This window comes from Aeromonas sp. S41-2 (genome assembly GCF_027705845.1).
Taxonomy (GTDB): Bacteria; Pseudomonadota; Gammaproteobacteria; order Enterobacterales; family Aeromonadaceae; genus Aeromonas; species Aeromonas hydrophila.
Window position 1 is genome coordinate 482,348 of record NZ_JAPDCG010000003.1, and the last position, 18,607, is coordinate 500,954.

General features: G+C 63.7%; 16 protein-coding genes and 5 tRNA genes. 12 read left to right on the top strand and 9 right to left on the bottom strand.

Features of this window, described 5'->3' with window-relative positions; translation table 11 throughout:
• Nucleotides 1-42: 42 nt before the first annotated feature.
• The 7 genes from OKC44_RS10120 (at nt 43) to OKC44_RS10150 (ending at nt 2,413) form a co-directional block, all read left to right on the top strand.
• Nucleotides 43-249 (top strand): YaeP family protein, encoded by a 207-nt coding sequence (locus tag OKC44_RS10120; protein WP_005301307.1) that lies wholly within the window; start codon nt 43-45, stop codon nt 247-249.
• 146 nt (nt 250-395) lie between these two features.
• Nucleotides 396-1,775, top strand: coding sequence for an MATE family efflux transporter (locus tag OKC44_RS10125; RefSeq protein WP_139392196.1), 1,380 nt, complete (start codon nt 396-398; stop codon nt 1,773-1,775).
• Nucleotides 1,776-1,935: 160 nt separating this feature from the next.
• Nucleotides 1,936-2,012, top strand: a tRNA-Val gene (locus OKC44_RS10130).
• A gap of 12 nt (nt 2,013-2,024) precedes the next feature.
• A tRNA-Val gene (locus OKC44_RS10135) sits at nt 2,025-2,101 on the top strand.
• 17 nt (nt 2,102-2,118) lie between these two features.
• Nucleotides 2,119-2,195: transfer RNA gene (locus OKC44_RS10140), tRNA-Val, on the top strand.
• A gap of 27 nt (nt 2,196-2,222) precedes the next feature.
• A tRNA-Val gene (locus OKC44_RS10145) sits at nt 2,223-2,299 on the top strand.
• Between the two features lie 37 nt (nt 2,300-2,336).
• Nucleotides 2,337-2,413 (top strand) — tRNA-Val (locus tag OKC44_RS10150).
• Nucleotides 2,414-2,547: 134 nt separating this feature from the next.
• Here OKC44_RS10150 and OKC44_RS10155 read toward each other — a convergent pair.
• Nucleotides 2,548-4,977, bottom strand: a complete 2,430-nt coding sequence (locus OKC44_RS10155) for a DNA polymerase II (protein WP_270812625.1) — start codon at nt 4,975-4,977, stop codon at nt 2,548-2,550.
• A 211-nt stretch (nt 4,978-5,188) separates the two neighbouring features.
• On the opposite strand from OKC44_RS10155, the gene OKC44_RS10160 reads away from it, so the two are divergent.
• The 3 genes from OKC44_RS10160 to OKC44_RS10170 all read left to right on the top strand — a co-directional run bounded on the left by OKC44_RS10160 (nt 5,189) and on the right by OKC44_RS10170 (nt 7,663).
• Nucleotides 5,189-5,683, top strand: a complete 495-nt coding sequence (locus OKC44_RS10160) for a prolyl-tRNA synthetase associated domain-containing protein (protein WP_270812626.1) — start codon at nt 5,189-5,191, stop codon at nt 5,681-5,683.
• Nucleotides 5,684-5,891: 208 nt separating this feature from the next.
• Entirely contained in the window at nt 5,892-7,130 is a 1,239-nt protein-coding gene (locus OKC44_RS10165; protein WP_270812627.1) for a GGDEF domain-containing protein, read from the top strand.
• Nucleotides 7,130-7,663 (top strand): GNAT family N-acetyltransferase, encoded by a 534-nt coding sequence (locus tag OKC44_RS10170; RefSeq protein ID WP_270812628.1) that lies wholly within the window; start codon nt 7,130-7,132, stop codon nt 7,661-7,663. The genes OKC44_RS10165 and OKC44_RS10170 overlap by 1 nt, the downstream gene beginning before the upstream one ends.
• Before the next feature lie 52 nt (nt 7,664-7,715).
• Here OKC44_RS10170 and OKC44_RS10175 read toward each other — a convergent pair whose 3' ends face one another.
• The 4 genes from OKC44_RS10175 to OKC44_RS10190 form a co-directional block, all read right to left on the bottom strand.
• Nucleotides 7,716-8,576 (bottom strand): PA4780 family RIO1-like protein kinase, encoded by an 861-nt coding sequence (locus tag OKC44_RS10175; RefSeq protein ID WP_016350856.1) that lies wholly within the window; start codon nt 8,574-8,576, stop codon nt 7,716-7,718.
• 141 nt (nt 8,577-8,717) lie between these two features.
• Nucleotides 8,718-9,713, bottom strand: a complete 996-nt coding sequence (locus tag OKC44_RS10180) for an LpxL/LpxP family acyltransferase (protein WP_270812630.1) — start codon at nt 9,711-9,713, stop codon at nt 8,718-8,720.
• 172 nt (nt 9,714-9,885) lie between these two features.
• Complete coding sequence (gene lpxM, locus OKC44_RS10185) at nt 9,886-10,875, bottom strand: lauroyl-Kdo(2)-lipid IV(A) myristoyltransferase (RefSeq protein WP_011705968.1); 990 nt, start codon at nt 10,873-10,875, stop codon at nt 9,886-9,888.
• Nucleotides 10,876-11,142: 267 nt separating this feature from the next.
• Entirely contained in the window at nt 11,143-12,126 is a 984-nt protein-coding gene (locus OKC44_RS10190; protein WP_060389245.1) for a TDT family transporter, read from the bottom strand.
• Nucleotides 12,127-12,225: 99 nt separating this feature from the next.
• Between OKC44_RS10190 and OKC44_RS10195 the strand changes: the two genes are divergently transcribed.
• Complete coding sequence (locus OKC44_RS10195; RefSeq protein WP_101614901.1) at nt 12,226-13,134, top strand: LysR substrate-binding domain-containing protein; 909 nt, start codon at nt 12,226-12,228, stop codon at nt 13,132-13,134.
• A 118-nt stretch (nt 13,135-13,252) separates the two neighbouring features.
• On the opposite strand, the gene OKC44_RS10200 is transcribed toward OKC44_RS10195, so the two are convergent.
• The 3 genes from OKC44_RS10200 to OKC44_RS10210 form a co-directional block, all read right to left on the bottom strand.
• On the bottom strand, nt 13,253-14,242 hold the full coding sequence (locus OKC44_RS10200) for a Gfo/Idh/MocA family protein (protein WP_270812632.1): 990 nt from the start codon (nt 14,240-14,242) through the stop codon (nt 13,253-13,255).
• Nucleotides 14,243-14,275: 33 nt separating this feature from the next.
• Nucleotides 14,276-15,121 (bottom strand): deoxyribonuclease IV, encoded by an 846-nt coding sequence (nfo, locus tag OKC44_RS10205; RefSeq protein ID WP_139390511.1) that lies wholly within the window; start codon nt 15,119-15,121, stop codon nt 14,276-14,278.
• 164 nt (nt 15,122-15,285) lie between these two features.
• The gene (locus tag OKC44_RS10210; RefSeq protein ID WP_333563247.1) at nt 15,286-16,239 is read right to left on the bottom strand and encodes a LysR family transcriptional regulator; all 954 of its coding nucleotides are present in this window, start codon (nt 16,237-16,239) and stop codon (nt 15,286-15,288) included.
• 126 nt (nt 16,240-16,365) lie between these two features.
• Here OKC44_RS10210 and OKC44_RS10215 point away from each other — a divergent pair, with 126 nt between their 5' ends.
• Nucleotides 16,366-17,121 carry an SDR family NAD(P)-dependent oxidoreductase gene (locus tag OKC44_RS10215; RefSeq protein WP_270812637.1) on the top strand — a complete coding sequence of 252 codons (756 nt, stop codon included), beginning with the start codon at nt 16,366-16,368 and terminating at the stop codon, nt 17,119-17,121.
• A 46-nt stretch (nt 17,122-17,167) separates the two neighbouring features.
• Here OKC44_RS10215 and OKC44_RS10220 read toward each other — a convergent pair whose 3' ends face one another.
• Nucleotides 17,168-18,457: an HD-GYP domain-containing protein gene (locus OKC44_RS10220; protein ID WP_270812639.1), complete on the bottom strand. Its 1,290-nt coding sequence runs from the start codon at nt 18,455-18,457 to the stop codon at nt 17,168-17,170.
• Nucleotides 18,458-18,607 lie beyond the last annotated feature (150 nt).

The following is an 18,607-nucleotide window of genomic DNA, read 5'->3' on the forward strand; positions in this document are numbered from 1 at the left end:
TATAGTGACGGCATTCAAACCAGCGCTGACAAGGAAACAAAAATGCAGGTATATCAATGCTGTGAGGCCATTCGCATCGCCTACAACCAGATTGGCTCCGGGGAGCAGGGCTATGTGCCGCAGGCCATTGCCGCCACCATCAGGGCGCTCAACGCCGTGGCATCGGACGAGCGGGTACCGGCGGATCTGCGCGAACAGGCCGCCTACGCCGCCGCCAACCTGCTGATCAGCGATCACGAAGACGCCTGATCCGGCCCTTGCGCCAAACGTTTCGTCCCGGATGAATTTCAGGCTAGAATGACCCCCCCGCACTTTGCATTCCCGTTTCGGGAGTGCAAAGGCTCTTCCCGCTACCCGCTCTTTTTACGCTTTATCTGATCCACTCGGAGGTGTCAGTGCAACGTTATTGGTCCGAGGCGAGGCAACTCGTTCGTCTAGCCAGTCCCATTCTGGTGGCCCAGGTGGCCCAGGTCGCCATGAGCTTCGTCGATACCGTGATGGCGGGCCAGGTCAGCGCCGTGGATCTGGCCGCGGTGTCGGTGGCCTCCAGTTTCTGGCTGCCGATCATCTTGCTGACCCAGGGCATCATCATGGCGCTCACCCCCATCGTCTCCCAGCTCAACGGGGCCCGCAAGCGGGACGAGGTACGTCCCGCCGTGCATCAGGGCTTCTGGCTGGCGCTGATGGTGATCCCGATCGCCATGCTGGCGCTCTATTTCAGCCCGTTGGCGCTGCACCTGATGAAGGTGGATCCCGTCATGGCCGCCAAGACCACCGGCTTTTTGCACGCCATCATGTGGGGCCTGCCCGCCTTCGTGCTGTTCCAGGTGCTGCGCAACTTCAGCGAGGGGCTCTCCCACACCATGCCGACCATGGTGATCGGCTTCGTGGGGCTGGCGGTCAACATCCCCGCCAACTATGTCTTCATCCACGGTCACTTCGGCATGCCCAAGCTCGGTGGCGTGGGCTGCGGCGTGGCCACCGCCATCGTGCTGTGGGCCATGCTGCTGGCAATGATCGTCTATGTGAAGCTTTCCTCCCACTTCAAGGAGATCAACCTCTTCTCTCGGCTCGCCCGCCCCAACGGCAGCCGGATCTGGCGCCTGTTCCGCTTAGGCTTTCCCATCGCCATGGCCATCTTCTGCGAGGTGACCCTGTTTACCGTGGTGGCCCTGATGCTGGCACCGTTCGGTGCAGAGACGGTGGCGAGCCACCAGATAGCCCTCAACTTCTCCAGCCTGGTGTTTATGCTGCCCTTGTCGATTGGGGTGGGTGTCACCATCCGGGTCGGCCACAGCATCGGCGAGGGTCAGCCCGAGCACGCCCGTGTCGCCGCCCGCACCGGCCTGATGCTGGGCATGGCGGTGGCTGCCGGTACCGCCGCCCTCACCGTGCTGCTGCGCGAGCATATCGCCAGTATCTACACCGACGACCTGCAGGTGATCACCCTCGCGGCCATACTGCTGTTCTTCGCCGCCATCTATCAGATCTCCGACTCGGTGCAGGTGGTGGCCGCCGCCGCTCTGCGCGGTTACAAGGACACCAAGGCGATCTTCTACGTCACCATCGTCGCCTACTGGGGACTGGGGCTGCCCACCGGCATGATCCTGGGGCTGACCGACTGGCTGGTGCCGCGCATGGGGCCGCAGGGCTTCTGGATCGGTTTCATCGTCGGCCTGACCGGCGCCGCCCTGATGCTGGGTGCCCGGTTGCGTCATATCTATGGCCGCTTTGCCAGCCCGGAGGCCTGCAGCGCCCTCTCCAAGGCGCAATAGGGCAAACTCGCCTGCAAAATCAACAGGCTGCGCAAGAACTGGGCAAACAGTCTGCTTTGTGCGTGCGGCCTGTTGACAGCCTTGGGGGGCATGGGTAGTATGCCGACCACGCCAGCAGTGCTGGTATGGTGAAACGGGTTTCTGACCCGGTTTGCAAAGTGGGTTTATAGCTCAGTTGGTTAGAGCACTACCTTGACATGGTAGGGGTCGTTGGTTCGAATCCAATTAAACCCACCACTTTTCCGTGATGCGTCCTTAGCTCAGCTGGTTAGAGCACCACCTTGACATGGTGGGGGTCGGTGGTTCGAATCCACTAGGACGCACCATCATGGAAACCTGTTATGCGTCCTTAGCTCAGCTGGTTAGAGCATCACCTTGACATGGTGGGGGTCGGTGGTTCGAATCCACTAGGACGCACCATAACAGCATTGATAGAAATGCAGATGTGGGTTTATAGCTCAGTTGGTTAGAGCACTACCTTGACATGGTAGGGGTCGTTGGTTCGAATCCAATTAAACCCACCACTCCCCTGCAATCACATAAAGTCGCCTTGCGCACCCTGCGTCCTTAGCTCAGCTGGTTAGAGCATCACCTTGACATGGTGGGGGTCGGTGGTTCGAATCCACTAGGACGCACCAGATAAGAAAAGCCCGCTCCTCGAGCGGGCTTTTTGCATCTCCCCTTTCCAGCTTCTCCCGGCATCCGCACGGCTGCACCCGCCAGATGCTCAACCATGCCCGGCAGGCCAACCTCCCCGCCAGCTCCACACCGCTCAGAAGAGATCGAGCTGCTGGCCGCAGATCCGCTCGAACGACTCGCCGATAAAGGGGAGGATCGCATCGGCAATGGGCCTTAACTGCTTGTCGATGTAGTGCTCGTAGTCGATGGCGCTGCGCCGGTATTCCAGCGGCTCGGGGCCATTGAGGGTCATCAGGTAGGCGATAGAGCCCCTGTGCTGGTAGCGCTGGGGCAGGCCGCGGCGCAGGTTCTCCTCGTCCGCCAGGCGTGCCGCCCGCACATGGGGTGGCACGTTCTTCTGATACTCCTCGAGTTTCTGGCGCAGCCGCTTGCGATAGACCAACAGCTCGTCGTGCTGGCCGGCCCGGGTCTCGTCCACCATGGTGCGCACATAGCCGCTGGGATCCTGGTCGTGAAACACCATTTCGTAGAGGCGGGTCTGAAACGCCTTGGCAAGAGGCGTCCAGTCGGTGCGCACCGACTCGAGCCCCTTGAACACCAGCTGCTCCTCTTCACCTGCTTGATGGCCTGCCACCAGCCCGGCATAGCGCTTCTTGCTCCCCTTCTCCAGCCCGCGAATGGTGGGCATCAAGAAACGGCGATAGTGAGTCTCGTACTGGATCTCCAGATAGCTCGGCAGGTTGAACTCGCGCTTGATCAGTGCAGCCCAGTTGTCGTTGATCATCTTCGCCAGCCGCCGACCAATCTCGTCCGCCTGCTCGGGGCTGGCATCCCGCCCCAGGTGCACGAAGGTGGAGTCGGTGTCGCCATAGATCACCTCGAAGCCCTCCCCTTCGATCCACTCCCGGGTCTGCTGCATGATGCCGTGACCGCGCAAGGTGATGGAGGAGGCAAGCCGCGGGTCATAGAAGCGACAGCCCCCCGAGCCCAGCACCCCGTAGAAGGAGTTCATGATGATCTTGATGGCCTGGGAGAGCGCCTTGTTGCTGGCGGCCTTGGCCCGATCCCGCGCCGCCCACAAGGTGGCGATGAGATCCGGCAGGAAGTGGCGCTCACGGGAGAACATGGCGCCGCGAAAGCCCGCAATGGCGTGCTCGGGATGCTGCAGCCCCTCGATGAGCCCCATGGGATCGATGCAGAAGGTGCGGATGATGCTGGGATAGAGGCTCTTGAAATCGAGCACCAGCACGTGGCGATAGAGGCCGGGTTTGGAGTCCATCACATAGCCGCCAGGGCTTGCCAGCCCGCCATCAGCCGGCAGATTGGGGGCCACGTAACCGCCGCGATGGAGCCGCGGCAGATAGAGGTTGGTAAATGCCGCCACCGAGCCCCCTACCCGGTCCAGCTCAAGGCCGGTGAGGGAGGCACGCTCGATGGCAAAGGGGATGAGGTGGCAGAAATCGAAGATCTCCCACACCAGCCTGCAATCTTCCAGGTTGTAGCGGGCCAGCGCTTCCTTGTCGGAGTGGAACAACTCGGTGATCTTCTCCCCCCGGTTGGCCACGTCCTCGATATCCTTGCCGCGACCGAGCAATTCGCTCGCCACCGCATCCAGGCTGTAGCTCGGGAACTGCCAGGTGGCGCTCTTCAGGGTATCAATGCCATCGAGCACCATGCGTCCGGGAATGATGACGCTGCCGCTCTGGGGATCATTGCGCGATGAGCGCCAGAAGCAGAGCTCGTGGCCGCGCCCCAGCCGCAGCCGCCGCTTGTTGAGCTCAGCGCGGCGCAACAGCAGGCGAAAGTCGAAGTTGACCACGTTCCAGCCGATGACCAGATCCGGGTCGTGCCGCACAAACCAGCGCTCCAGCGCACTCAGCAGGGCGCTCTCGTCCGCCACCCACTCGACCTGGGTACTCCAGCTGTCGGCATCCGCCTCCGGCGTACCGATCATGATGACCCGCGCATCCTGTTCGCTGTAGAGCCCCACCGAGAAGAGCGCCCCGTCCATGGCGCACTCCACGTCCAGCGACACCCAGGAGAGGGTCGGCGTCACCGCCTGCGGTGCGCAGCGTGCCTCGTTTACTTCCCAGTAGCCGTGCTTGCCCCCTTTCTTGAGGGTGCGCCCCTCGAAGCGCACGCCGGCGGTGATGAAACGCTCCATCAGGTAGCGCTCCGGCAGCCGGATATCCGCCTCGAAGTGCTCCAGCCCGCGAATGAGCAGCAACTCGATGGCGCGGTGAAAGGCGCTCAAGGTGGCAAAGTAGCAGCCCACCACGGCGCGGCCGTCGAAGGTGTGCATCGGCAGGCGGCGAAACCGCCCGCTCACCCCCGCCCCCTTGAACAGCTCGGCGGCTTCTTCCATATGGCTCTGGGGCAGGAAGAAGACCGGCTCCTGCCCCGGCACCACCAGTCGCACCGGCCCCTGCGCGCTCCAGAGCCACATCACGATCTCGGTGCGTTCGCCATGCCCGTTGCGACCACGCACATCCCGTCCGTGACGGGTCAGGATGAAGCCATCGAGTGGCAGAGTAACGGGAGGAACAGGCTGGATCTCGGTCATGCAGGCTACTGGGGTCAACGCTGGGATGGAACCATTGTACGTTCATACAGTGCTTTGCTGCAATCGGCATGCCCAGCCGCCATGGCCTAACCAAGCTGCGAGAGGAGCCGCAAACTGGTAAGCTCGGCCAAAGTGGCAGCTAATGCCGGTGGCGGCTTTATTCGCCGCGCCATTCATCCAACACTCACTCTTCACCCGACATCAGGAGGTCATGGTGGCGCTCTACTCTCTGCTGGATCAGCTGGCCATTCCCTATCAGCGCATCGATCACGCCCCCGTCTTCACCTGCGAGGAGGCCAGCCGGCTGCTGCCCAAGCTGCCCGCCGCCAAGACCAAGAACCTCTTCCTGCGCGACCCGAAGAGCGAGCGACTCTTTCTGGTGGTGACCCCTGAAGAGAGCCGGGTCGATCTCAAGGCGCTGGCAGCCACCCTTGGCGTCAAACGGCTGAGCTTTGGCTCGCCGGAGCGGCTGGAGGCCGTGCTTGGCCTCACCCCGGGCTCGGTCACCCTGCTCGCCATGGTGTGCGACAGGGAAAAAGCGGTGGAACTGGTGGTGGACGAGACCATCTGGCAGGCCGAGCGGGTGCAGTGCCACCCGCTGGTCAATACCGCTACCCTGCTTATCCGCCTCGACGACGTGCGCCGCCTGCTGGCCCACCTCGGCCGGGAGGCCACCGTCATGCGGCTGCCGGTCGTGAGCGACTGACCTCAGCGTGAGGAAAGCATAAACGCCCCGGCGTCATGCCCCGCCCCTGATTAATCGAGTCAGCAGCCCTCTTGTGGCGGTTGTTGCCGCGATCGTGCCCGGATCACTTAAACCATTGCTCAGCGGCGCAATTCATGCTGTGATCCGGCCCAGTCACCCGGCCCTGAGGTCGCTGCGCCGTTCCCGGCAGGAAGAGCCCACACCCTTGATGCAGAGTCTGTTTTCCTCGGCCCAGTTGCTGAGTCTGGTGCTGTTCGTCAGCCTGTCGCACATCGGGGTCGCGGCCATTTTCGCCTACCTGTGGCATACCCAGCGACCGCTGCGCTCCCTGCTCTACTGGTCGGCCAGCGAACTGGCCATCGCCGCCGCCTTTGGCTGCCTGCTGCTGCGAACCCTCACAGGGGATAGCTCCCTTGCCAATATCCTGCTCACCAACCTGCTGATCATCGCCACCCCGCTGCTCTATGAGCGGGGGCTGCGCCACTTCTTTCGGCGCGAGGCCGACCGTTTTGGCTGGCTCTGCCCGCTCCTCGCCCTCGCCGGCTTCCTGCTGTTTGCCGTTACCGCCGCGCAGCTGCCACCCGATGACATACACAGCCGGATCGTGGTGCTCTCCGGGGCCATCTCGCTGCAGATATGCCTGCTGCTGTGGCAGCTCTGGCGCTATCAGCGGCTGGCCCCCGCCTACCGGGTGTTGCGCTTCGCCATCCTGCTGCTCGCCCTGCAACTGGCCTTGCAGCTGGTCAGGATGGCCAAGCATCAGTGGTGGCCAGAGTCGGCCGCCTCCAGCCTGACCGATCCCCTGCTCGGCCCGGTGATCCTGCTCAGCCTGCTCTTTACCATCGCCCGCAGCTTCATTTTGCTGAGCCTGGTGCACACTCGCCAGCAGCAGGCGCTGCTCGCCACCCAGCGCGAGCTGGAGCGGCGCGCCAACCTGGATGCCCTGACCGGGCTGGACAGCCGCCACCATTTCGAACAGCAGCTGGCGGCGCGCGCCTGTCGCAGTGCCCGCCCCTGGCAGCTGCTGCTGATCGACCTGGACAACTTCAAGCAGATCAACGACCGCCACGGTCACCCCGCCGGCGATGCCATGTTGCGGGCGGTGGGCCGGGTGATCCGGGGGAGCCTGCCACCGGCGGGACTGGCCGGCCGCCTTGGCGGCGACGAGCTGGCGCTGCTGGTGATGGAGACTCCACAGACGCTGCCGGCCTGCTGTCAGACCCTGCAGCAACGGGTCGCAGACGCCACCCGGCTGCTGGCCGGCGGCCCCATCAGCCTCAGCATCGGGTTGACTTCGCTGCAGCAGGGCGAGCGCTTCGAGCAGGCCTATCCGCGCGCGGATCGGGCACTCTATGCCGCCAAACAGGCCGGCCGCCAGCGCGCCTGCATCCAGGAGCCGCACCACAGCGAGCCCAGGCCGCTGTGGCCCCTGGCCACCCAGACCTGATGCCCCCCCCCATCGAGTGCCGGGCCGCTCGGCTGACCGACGCCCTCGCCTACCGCCGCTACGTGGCCGAATGTGGCGCCGCCGGATTGCCGCTCTATCAGGTGGCGCAATTCGACCCGGATCAGTGGCTGCAGGAGTTGCTCGCCCATGCCGATGGGTTGCATCTGCCACCGGGCTACCCACCCACCACCACCTATTTTGCCCTCGAGGGGGAAGAGATCCTCGCCACCTTGCGCCTGCGTCACGGCGACAACTCCGCCACCCGCCAGTGGCTCGGCCACATCGGTTACGAGACCCGTCCCACCCGCCGGGGTGAAGGCGTCGCCCGCACCCTGCTCGGCTGGCTGCAGCGCCATGTGCTGAGCGAGCCCGTGCTCATCAGCTGTGACGAGGCAAATGCCGCCTCGCTCAAGGTCATTGATGCCGTCGGCGGGCAATGGCTGGATCGCCGCTACCATGCCGGCGATCGCTGCTGGCTCCGGTTTTACCGGCTGGCCCCGGCCAAGGGGCCAGGACTGAGCGGCAGACAATAAAAAAGAGCGCCACAAGGCGCTCTTTGTTCACTGACCACGGCCACTAGCAAGATCAGTAGCTGTCTTCCTCTTCGGCCTTCATCCTGGCCTGACGGGCCAACGCCTCCTCCTGGGCGCTCTCGATCTCGTGCAGTACGGAGTCGAGATCCACCTGCTCGCGGCTCTCCTCGAACAAGCCGGTCAGCTCGCTGTCAGGGGTCAGCTTGCCATCTTCATACAGGGCCCACATCTCCCGGGCGTAACGGGTCTTGAGCAGCTCGGGGGCATACATGCCGTAGTAGTTGCGCATGTTGTTGACGTCGCGCTCCAGCATGGCCTTGGCCTGGTTGTTGGCGGCGGCATCCACCACCTGGGGCAGGTCGATGATGACCGGGCCCTGTTCATCCACCAGCACGTTGAACTCGGAGAGATCGCCGTGGATGAGGCCGGCGCAGAGCATGCGCACCACGTAACGGATCACCTTGCCATGGTCGATGACCGCCTGCTCGGCAGAGAGCGCCACGTCGTTGAGACGGGGGGCGACATTGCCCTCTTCGTCAGTGATGAGCTCCATCAGCAGCACGCCATCGAGGCAGACATAGGGCCTGGGCACCCGCACCCCGGCCGCCGCCAGCTTGAACAGGGCATCGACTTCGGTGTTCTGCCACACCTCTTCGTGCTGCTTGCGACCGTATTTGGAGCCTTTCTCCATGGCGCGGGCATCGCGACTGCCGCGCACCTTGCGCCCTTCCTGATAGACCACGGCCTGCTTGAAGCTGCGCTTGGACGCCTCTTTATAGACTTTGGCGCAGCGGATCTCGTCGCCGCAGCGCACCACATAGACGTCGGCTTCTTTGCCGCTCATCAGCCGGCTGATGACGTCATCTACCAGGCCGTCATCAACCAGAGGTTGGATTCGATTTGGAATTTTCATGGCCGCCCTTTTACCCTATTTGCGCATCAGAAGATAGCCCCTCCCGGGCCACTTGCCTATCCCTGTTTCCTGACGGCGCCCGGCATGCCGGCAACCGCGGTGATCCCGGTGCGATAACCCGCGCCGCCGGGTCGGCCGGCCTCACTCCCCGGGAGGGAGATCGCCACGGATCCGTTTAATGCCCTCTTCGTAGAACCCATCTGACCCTTGCTGGTGCTCCATGGTCTCGAAGATCTTGAGAAACCACATGTACTGCTCGGGATGCTGGCGCAGCTGCTGCTCCACCATGTCGTTCATGGCACAGACATCGGCCACCAGATCCGCACCGGGATAGGGGTCGAAAGGCGGCTCGATCTCCAGCCGGTAGCAGCCCTCCTCCTCGTCATAACAGGCGAGAATGGGCACCGCCCTGGCGCCGGTCAGTTTCACCAGTTTGGGCAGGGCCGGCAGGGTCGCCTTGGGATGGCCGAAGAAAGGCACGAAGATGCTGGCCTCACGGCCGTGATCCTGATCCGGCAGGTAGAAGAAGCTGGCGCCGCTGCGGATCGCCTTGATGGCCGGCTTGATGCCGACGCTGCGCTCATAGATCTTGCCGCCCTTGGCCCGCTCGCGGTTGATGTACCAGTCAAACACCTGATCCTTCGGGCTCTTCATCATGGTGCACATGGTCATCCCCCGAATGGCGAAGTAGCGGCCGATCATGTCCACCGCCCAGGTGTGGGGCACCACCAGGATCACCGGCCGGCCGGCGGCCCGTTCTGCCTCGATATGCTCCCAGCCACGCACCTTGACGCGGCTGGCCAGATGAGCGGCGCTGCGCAGGGTCAGCTCGGCAAAGCCCATGAAGGTCTTGAGACCGACCCGGATCGATTTGAGCAGCAGGGCCTGACGGCCAGCCTCGTCCAGCTCGGGAAAACAGATCTTGAGGTTGGTCTCGGCAATGTAGGCCTGCTTCTTTGACATCCGCAGCAGGGTGGGCGCCAAACAGTTGGCGAGCCGGTCGCGCAGACCATGGGGCACCAGCGCCAGCAGACAGAGCAGACCGAGCGCCAGCCAGCTACCCCACCAGCGCGGATGCAGCAGACGAGGATGAAATGAGGTGTCAAAAACCGGATCGTGTGAGGACATGGCCGCCATCAAGTCATAGAAAATAAACGGTTATTTTAATTATCCTGACAGATTTTTCCACTTTGGCGGCCACGCCCCCCGGCCACCGGGCTGGCAGGCAAGGAAGCCCTCCTTCCATGACGGGTCACCATCGCCAATAAAAATGGCCCCGCAGGGCCATATGACATGAAGGCGTGCCGCCTCAGGGCAGCGGCTGCAAGCCACTGCGGATGCGCTGGATCCCCGCCTCGTAGCGGCCATCCAGGCCGACCTGATCTTCGCGGGTATCGAAGATCTTGAGGAACCACATGTACTGACCGGGGTCGCGGCAGAGCTGCTGCTGCACCATGTCGTTCATCCGGCAGGTGTCGGCCATCACGTCCTCGGTGGGATAGTTGTCAAACGGCGCGTCGATCTCCAGCCGGTAGCAGTGCTTGGCCTCGTCATAGCAAGCCAGCAGCGGCACCGCTTTGGCCCCGCTCACCTGCACCAACCGTGGCAACGCCGGCAGCGTCGCCTTGGGGTGCCCGAAGAAGGGGGCAAAGATGCTCTTCTCGCGGCCATGATCCTGATCCGGCAGATAGAAGAAGCTGCGACCACCCTTGATGGTACGGATCACCGCCTTGATGCCGGCACTGCGCTCATAGACCCGGCAACCGTTGCGGGCGCGGGCCCGATTGAGGTGCCAGTCAAAGACCGGGTTGCGTGCCCGTTTCATCATGGTGCACATGGGCACCCCGCGCCGGGTGAAGTAGTAACCGGCCGCATCCACCGGCCAGCTGTGAGGCACCACCAGGATCACCGGTCGGCCGGCGGCCTGCTCCGCCTCGATATGTTCCCAGCCGCTGACCTGCATCCGGCTCATCAGATAGGCGGGGCTGCGCACGGAGAATTCGCCAAAGCCGAGCAGACTCTTGAGACCGACCCGGATCGAGGTCATCAGGATGGCGTCGCGTTCGGCCTCGCTCTTTTGCGGAAAACAGAGTGCCAGGTTGGTTCTGGCGATATAGATCTGCTTTTTCGAGATACGGAACACCAGCGGTGCCAGGGCGGCGGCGAGACGGTCGCGCAGACGGACCGGCACGAAGGCCAGCAGCATCAGTACGCCAAGCGCCAGCCAGCTCAGCCAATAGCGTGGATGCAGGAATCTGGCCTCGAAGCGGGTGTCAAACACGGGATCATGGGAAGACATGGATGGGGATCAAACTAAGAAAATGGAGCTGCATTGTATTCGTCCTGACAGGTAATACCAGTGAAATTCATCATTGTCCCCCCAAGCTGGGCGCTGGCGCAAAAAACGGGGCACCAACGGGCATGAATGGCACCTTTCGCTGCCAGAACCGGTACAAAAAGCGCTTCACCCGAGGGTGAAGCGCTTGGTCATTATCCGTTTGATGGCCCCTGTCTGTCGCAAGGTTGCTCATCAACGCCCCGTATCCCGGCTCTCGCCGTCTTTTTCTTAGCGACGAACCATGCCGTGCGCCATCTCGTCGCTGCCGCCGAGCGGCAGGAAGAACATCAGGTAGCGCAGGGCCACATAGCCGACGATCAAGGTGGCGGCGCCCAGTTCGAAGTGGGCCAGCAGCCGGATCTGCTCGACATACTCGGCTGCCTGGGGCCACTGCTCGACCAGGTGGCTCACCTTGAACAGGGCGGTGGCGCCGATCACCAGCGGGAAGGTGAAGGCGGCGTAGCCCGGTGAGAACGGCAGACGCAGCAGCTTGATGAAGGCCAGATAGATGATGCCGGTCATCAGCACCGCAATCCCCAGCAGCACGGCCACCAGCAGCAAGGAGGGTTCCTCGCTCACGGTCAGGTAACCGGCCAGTGACAGGCTGGCGGGGGCCGCCAGGATGGCGATGGTCGGCTTGGCGGCATCCGGCACTTCATGGCTGAAGATGAGGCGATAGAGCATCAGCGGCAGCATCAGGCCGTAGCAGAGCATGCCGAACCAGAGCAGGCCGTTGGCCAGCGCCGCAAACTGGCCACCCGGGAAGGCGACGTCAGCAACGATGATCCCCACCGGCGGCACGAACCAGCTCGGCACCATGTGGTGGATTTCAAACTGTTTGGCCCGATGCCAGACGAAAGTGGCCAGGAACGCCAGGTGCAGCAGCACGGCAAACAGCCAGAGCCCCTCGCCCAGACCGGCGTCGAGCATGCCGACCGCCTTGGAGACCACCATGGTGCCCATGGCGTAGGTGGGCACCACGCTGCCGACCACGGGGTGGGCCAGATCCTGCCACAGCAGGCGCGGGTGCAGCAGAAACTTGAAGGTCAGGATCACCAGCAGCACGGCGGCAATGGCAGCCCCCAGCAACTGCAGGCGGCCATCGAAGTGACCGGCATTTTCCCAGCACCAACCGAGACTGGCGATCCCGAGCGCCAGCCCTGCCATGGGAGTCGGGGCTTTGCCTAAGGATTGACGGGTTCTTGCGATCATGTCTGAAACCTCTGATGAGAGACGATGGGCATAGGATAATGGCCCCGTATCGTTTACGATATCTAAATGAATTAAATCAATCGTTCAGGATATCCAAACATGAAGCTGACCCTGCAACAACTCAAGGTCTTTGCCACCATCGCCCGTTACGGCAATCTGGGGCTGGCCGCCAATGAACTGTGCCTGAGCAAGGGCGCCGTCTCCCAGTCGTTGCAGGAGCTGGAGCGCCAGCTCGCCACCCCGCTGTTCGATCGCATTCATCCCAGATTGCAGCTCAACAACGAGGGACGCCTGCTGCAACCGGCGGCCGAGGAGCTGCTGACCCGGATGCAAGACATCGAAACCCTGTTCAGCCCGGATGCCGAACCGAGCGGCCAGCTGCGTCTGGGCGCCAGCCAGACCATCGGCAACTACCTGCTGCCGGCCCTGCTCGCCACCAGCAAGCAGGAGCTGGGGCAGCCGCCCCGCGTCACCATCACCAATACCCACCAGCTCTGCCACCTGCTGGCCAACTTCGAGCTGGATCTGGCGCTGATCGAGGGGGAGAACCACCACCCAGATCTGGTCAGCGAGCCCTGGCTCCACGACGAGATGCTGATCGTGGCTCAGCCCGCTCACCCCCTCGCCGGTCGCAGCCGTCTCTCCCTCGCCCAGCTGAGCGATGAGACCTGGGTGCTGCGCGAGCCCCAGTCCGGCAGCCGCGAGCAGTTCGAGCAGCAGATCCAGCCCGAACTGCCGCGCTGGCAGGCGGGGCTCGAACTCAATACCCTGGAGGCGGTGATGCTGGCGGTCGAGAAGGGGCTCGGCATCTCCTTCATCTCCCACCTGGCGGTGTCGGATCGGTTGCAGGCCGGCCGCCTGGTGGCCCTGCCCCTGACCCGCCGCTTCCCCCGTCAGCTCTCCCTCATCTGGCACCGGCAGAAGTATCACTCCGCCACCCTGCGCCGCTTTCTGCAATTTTGCCGCGCCCAGGAGGATGTACTCTCCAGCGAGGCCAGCAGCACCTGAGCCAATGGGATGATCGGGCAGCCTATTGCCCCGCATTGCACTTGCCACCAAAGTATCGGCAGCAATAGAAGAGGGAGAGCCCAGGCTCTCCCTCTTTGCCATTCTGCCTTGTTGTGACTCAGCGTTTCGCGGGCTGCAATCCCCGCTCGACCCAGCCCAGCACTTGTCTGCTCAGCGCCTGCGGCACCCAGGGCGAGTCGCTCAATCCTTCTCTGACGCAGGCGGCAAAGTGATCCGCCTCGTGCTGCATGCCGCCGCCCCCGACCGGCTGCGCGATGTCGTCGGGCCAGGCTGGCAGGGGGTCGCCGCCCCGCCACGCTATCTGCTGGGGATTCCACCACTTGCCCACCAGCTCCAGCTCCCAGTCAGGCCCGGACAACCAGGCCGACTTGTCGAGATCCGCGACGATGGAGGCGGCCAGTGCGGCCTTGAGCGGGCCGGAAAAATCAAAGCGGGCAGCTTCGTCCACCTCGCCCGCCTGGCGAGACAGCGTGACCTCGGGCTCACCCGCCGCCAGCCCGAGCTGGTGACACAGGGCGGCATAGAGCCAGAGCAGGTAGACCCCCACATCCCAGGCGGCGCCGCCGGCCAGCGCCGGGTCGAACAGCTTGCCGTCCCGCGCCTGCACCGAACCAAAGGCGGCCCGCAGCCTGTCGGGGGCAGGCAGGGCCGCAAGTCGCCCCAGCAATTCGCGCATGGCGGGGAAGCACATCACCTTCATCGCCTCCATCAGCAGCAGGCCCCGCTCGGCGGCGAGCCGCACCAGCCGATCCCAGTCCACCACCCGGGTCACCGCCGGTTTTTCCACCAGCACGTGCTTGCCCGCCAGCAGCATGAGTTCGATCAGGGCGGCGTGCTCCGGGTGGATCACCGCCACATAGACAGCCTCCACCTGGGGGCTGGCCGCCAGCGCCTGATAGCTGCCATAGGCGTGGGGCAGCCCCTGCTCGTTGGCAAAGGCCTGCGCCCGCGCTTGATCACGGGCGGCGATCGCCACCACCTGGCTGCCACTGGCGTGCCCGTTCACATCCTGACAAAAACGGCGGGCAATGGCCCCCGCCCCGGCAATCCCCCAGCGCAGCGGCTGGTCGCTTGATCTCTGTTGCATCCCTGTTTCCTTATGCTGTCCGCCGGTCGGTCATCATGCCTTCGCCAGGCTGCGCAACCAGCGGATCTCGTCGCCCCAGATGGACTCGTCGATGGTCTCCAGGATCAGCGGAATACCGTCGAAGCGATGGTCATTCATGATGTGATGGAACACCGCCTCCCCCAGGTTCCCCTCGCGCAGGCTGTGGTGGCGATCGACCCGGCTGCCGAAGGTGCACTTGGCGCCGTTGATGTGCATCCCCTTCAGATAGCTGAAGCCCACCGTCTGTTCGAACTCGGCAAAGACGGCGGCGCAAGCGTCTGCGGTGCGCAGGTCGTAACCGGCGGCAAAGGCGTGGCAGGTGTCAAAGCAGATGCCGACCCGGCTCTTGTCTTCCACCCCGTCGATGATGGTGGCCAGATGCTCGAACGACCAGCCGAGGTTGGTGCCCTGGCCGGCGGTATTTTCGATCACCGCCGTCACCCCCTGGCTGCGCTCCAGCGCCCAGTTGATGGATTCGCTCACCAGCTTGAGGCTGGCCGCCTCCGGGATCTGCTTCAGGTGGCTGCCCGGATGAAAATTGAGATAGCAAAGCCCCAGCTGTTCGCAGCGCTTCATTTCGTCCAGAAAGGCGTCGCGGGACTTGGCGAGGCCATCGGGGTCGGGATGACCCAGATTGATGAGGTAGCTGTCGTGGGGCAGGATCTGCTCGGGGCGAAAGCCCCCCTTCTCGCAGGCCAGCTTGAAGGCGCGGATGCTGGTCTCGGAGAGCGGCGCCGCCTGCCACTGGCGCTGGTTCTTGGTAAACAGGGCGAAGGCATTGGCGCCGATGGCCTGGGCGCGGGCGATGGTATTCTCCACCCCGCCGGCCGCACTGACGTGGGCTCCGATAAATTTCATCTCATCTCCTCTGCACTGTTGCTGGCTCTGGCCGCACAGTAAAGGGGCGGCCAACATGGGGCGCCATTATGCCAAGCTGCCCGGCCGGCGCCAAACCGGGATTGTCGATGGCAACCATAGAGAGGCCCGCAGTGCCGGCCGCCGATGAGAGTAACGTCAACGAGTCAATCGGCCGCGTCGCTCCCGACGCTTTGCTGCCCGCCATCGCGCAGTTTGTCAGGCTCCAGGGCTGATGCCAGAATGCCGCTCAGCCACTGGATGAACGCCTGCACCCGGGGAGCCAGCTGACGGCGATGGGCATAGAGGGCGTGAATGGGCAGCGGGGGAGCCTGCCACTTTGGCAGGATGGCCACCAGCTCGCCCCTGGCCAGCAGTGGCTCCACCCCGACTCGCGGCAGCTGGATGATGCCAAGCCCGGCCAGCGCCGCCGCCAGATAGGATTCGCTGTCGTTCACCGTGAGCGCCCCGCTCATCGCCAGCACGGCGCGAGAGCCATCCGCCTGCAGGTACTCGAAACCGCTCTCCCTGGGCCCGCTGCCGCCGCCGTAGTGCACCAGCCGATGATCAGTCAGCTCGCTCAGGTTGCGCGGTGTTCCATGGCGGGCCAGGTAGGCAGCACTGGCACAGTTGATCTGACGGTAGTGGCCAAGGGGGCGCGCCACCAGGCTGGAGGACTCGAGTGCACCGACCCGGATCACGCAGTCAAAGCCCTCCCGCACCAGATCAACCCGCCGGTCCGTGCTGCTCAGCAGCAGTTGCAGGTCGGGGTGGGCCGCAAGCCAGGCGGGCAGCGCCGGGATCACCAGATGGCGGGCCATCCGGCTCGGCATGTCCACCCTCAGCTGGCCGCTCAGCAGCCCTTGCTGGCGAAACAGCGCGTTGAACTCCTCCATGTCCGCCAGCAGATCCTGGCAGCGGGCGTAGCAGAGCTTGCCATCCGGGGTCAGCTGCACCCGCCGGGTGGTGCGTTGCAGCAAGCGGGTGCCCATCTGCTCCTCCAGCCGCCGAATGGTCGCCGAGAGCGTCGCCTTGGGAACACTCAACTGTTCGGCACTGCGGGTAAAGCTCTCCAGCTCCGCCACCCGTACAAACATCCTCATCGCATCCAGTTGATCCATGCCGCCATTGTCTCGCCAATTGGAACAGTGCATTCATTATCACCTTATTTATCCAATCAACAACGGACAATAGAGTGATCACACCGGCTCATCCCGAGCGCATTACCCACAGACAGGAGTCCTCACATGGCACACCCCATCGCACTCATCACCGGCGCCAGCCGCGGCCTTGGCAAACAGGCGGCGCTGGCCCTCGCCGCCCGCGGCATCGATCTCATCATCACCTATCGCAGTCAGGCCGATGAAGCGGCGGCCGTGGTGGCCGAGGCGACCGCACTCGGCGTCAAGGCCCATGCCCTGCCCCTCGATGTGGCCGACAGCAGCAGCTTTGCCACCTTCTCCCACCAGGTGCGCGAGCAGCTGAGTGCATGGCAGAGCCAGCAGATCGATTTTCTGGTCAACAACGCCGGCATCGGCATTCACGCCCCCCTAGAACAGACCACCGAACAGCAGTTCGATACCCTGTTCAACATTCACCTGAAGGGGGTCTTCTTTCTGACGCAACAGCTGTTGCCGTTGATCCGCGATGGCGGGCGCATCCTCAACCTGTCGAGCGGGCTCACCCGCTTTGCGCTGCCCGGTTATGCCGCCTATGCGGCCATGAAGGGGGGTGTCGAAGTGCTGACCCGCTATCTGGCCAAGGAGCTGGGGCCGCGCGGTATCGCCGTCAACGTGGTGGCGCCGGGGGCCATCGAGACCGACTTTGGCGGGGGTGTGGTGCGAGACAACCAGGCCGTCAACGACTTCATCGCCAGTCAGACCGCCCTGGGACGGGTGGGCCAGCCGGAGGACATCGGTGGCGTGATTGCCGCCCTGCTCTCCCCTGACAGCCGCTGGATCAATGCCCAGCGCATCGAAGCCTCGGGCGGCATGTTCCTCTAGGTCTGCCCCCCGCAGAGGATACGGCGCTGCCAACAGCGGCAGCCCGTCAGTGACTTGAGCTGACGTCAGGCGCCTGCCCGCAGGCAGCACACAGCGCCTGCGGCAGATGGGCGGCCAGGGTCGCAACCACTTCCACATCGACCCGGCTCTGGCTGGCCAGTTGCTGCAAAAAGCCGAGCGCCTGCCCGGCGCTCAACCCCTCCCGGTAAGGTCTGTTCTGCACCATGGCCTGGAAGATGTCGGCCACCCGCAGGATCCTCGCCTCCAGCGGCATCGCCTCGGCGGTCAGGTGGAAAGGGTAACCGCAGCCATTGGGCTCTTCATGGTGATAGGAGGCCCACAGGGCGATGGCCTCGAAGCCGTCGATGTGGCGCAGGATCTGGTAGGTCTCGAAACTGTGGGTATTGATGATGGCCCGCTCCCGCTCATCGAGTGACCCCGCCTTGTCGAGGATTTCGTCAGGCACCCGCAGCTTGCCGAGATCGTGCAGCAGCCCGGCAATCTCCAGCTGCTCGCAGTGCCCCTCTTCAATGCCCATCAGCTCGGCCAGCAGCCGGGCCAGTCTGGCCACGCCAAGGGAGTGGGCCACGGTGAAGGGACTCTTGGCATCGACGATGGCCGAGAAGATCCGCGCCAGCTGCTTGAGCTCGCCGTTGCTGGTGAGACAGGGTTCCCGCTCGCTCAACATGTCGTGCATGTAGTCGCTGATGGCACGCCCCTCCAGTTGCAGCCAGAACGCCTCCGAGCGGGATGCCAAGAGGAAGGCCGCCACCAGCTCGGGATCGAAAAACTCGCCGGCGCACGCCTCGATCCGTTGCCTGATCTCGTGGGTGTGCATCAACAGGGAGCCGTCACCGTAGTGAGGTGCCGCCAGGGCATCCACCCGATCCACCAGAAAAATAAGATTGGCTTGGCGCATCACGCCCGCCGCCAGGCCAGGGGTTTGTACCAACCGGTGCCAGTGGGTGTGGTGATAACGGATGGGTTCCGCCAGCGGCGTCAGCGGCGGAAAGTCCTTGAGCAGGTCATAACCGACCTCGCAGTGGAACTGGGAGGACTCCCAGTCAAACTCGCTGACCAGATGGCAGTGGATGAAGGTGGAGGAGACGCCGATATCGTGCAGCACCCCCAGTTCGAACAGGCAGGCTCGCTCGCTGGCATTTGCTCCCAGCGCCTTGCCGCACTCGGCGGCCATGATGCCGACCCGCTTGCCGTGCGCCACATCACCGATGCCGACCAGATCCAGCGACGCCGACAAGGCGTATACCACCTGGCGCAAATCAACCTGCTGGGAAACGTGCTCACCGCTGCGGGTGTATGGGGTGTTGCTGTTCATGATGCGTGTCCACATCTGCCAACGTGAAACATCCCGTGTCTGGGGCCGGGTAAACACATTGAATTTAAATCAGAATATGAACTCTGGTGGTAGCCTCACCCAGATACCCCTCATCTAATTGATAAAAAGATGAGTTGGATCAATTTGGCA

Coding starts and splice junctions, on each gene's coding strand:
- OKC44_RS10190 (WP_060389245.1), bottom strand. CDS start 12,126: ATGATCGCAAGAACCCGTCAATCCTTAGGCAAAGCCCCGACTCCCATG.
- OKC44_RS10195 (WP_101614901.1), top strand. CDS start 12,226: ATGAAGCTGACCCTGCAACAACTCAAGGTCTTTGCCACCATCGCCCGT.
- OKC44_RS10170 (WP_270812628.1), top strand. CDS start 7,130: ATGCCCCCCCCCATCGAGTGCCGGGCCGCTCGGCTGACCGACGCCCTC.
- nfo (WP_139390511.1), bottom strand. CDS start 15,121: ATGAAATTTATCGGAGCCCACGTCAGTGCGGCCGGCGGGGTGGAGAAT.
- OKC44_RS10165 (WP_270812627.1), top strand. CDS start 5,892: ATGCAGAGTCTGTTTTCCTCGGCCCAGTTGCTGAGTCTGGTGCTGTTC.
- OKC44_RS10175 (WP_016350856.1), bottom strand. CDS start 8,576: ATGAAAATTCCAAATCGAATCCAACCTCTGGTTGATGACGGCCTGGTA.
- OKC44_RS10200 (WP_270812632.1), bottom strand. CDS start 14,242: ATGCAACAGAGATCAAGCGACCAGCCGCTGCGCTGGGGGATTGCCGGG.
- OKC44_RS10120 (WP_005301307.1), top strand. CDS start 43: ATGCAGGTATATCAATGCTGTGAGGCCATTCGCATCGCCTACAACCAG.
- OKC44_RS10220 (WP_270812639.1), bottom strand. CDS start 18,457: ATGAACAGCAACACCCCATACACCCGCAGCGGTGAGCACGTTTCCCAG.
- OKC44_RS10215 (WP_270812637.1), top strand. CDS start 16,366: ATGGCACACCCCATCGCACTCATCACCGGCGCCAGCCGCGGCCTTGGC.
- OKC44_RS10160 (WP_270812626.1), top strand. CDS start 5,189: ATGGTGGCGCTCTACTCTCTGCTGGATCAGCTGGCCATTCCCTATCAG.
- lpxM (WP_011705968.1), bottom strand. CDS start 10,875: ATGTCTTCCCATGATCCCGTGTTTGACACCCGCTTCGAGGCCAGATTC.
- OKC44_RS10180 (WP_270812630.1), bottom strand. CDS start 9,713: ATGGCGGCCATGTCCTCACACGATCCGGTTTTTGACACCTCATTTCAT.
- OKC44_RS10155 (WP_270812625.1), bottom strand. CDS start 4,977: ATGACCGAGATCCAGCCTGTTCCTCCCGTTACTCTGCCACTCGATGGC.
- OKC44_RS10210 (WP_333563247.1), bottom strand. CDS start 16,239: ATGGATCAACTGGATGCGATGAGGATGTTTGTACGGGTGGCGGAGCTG.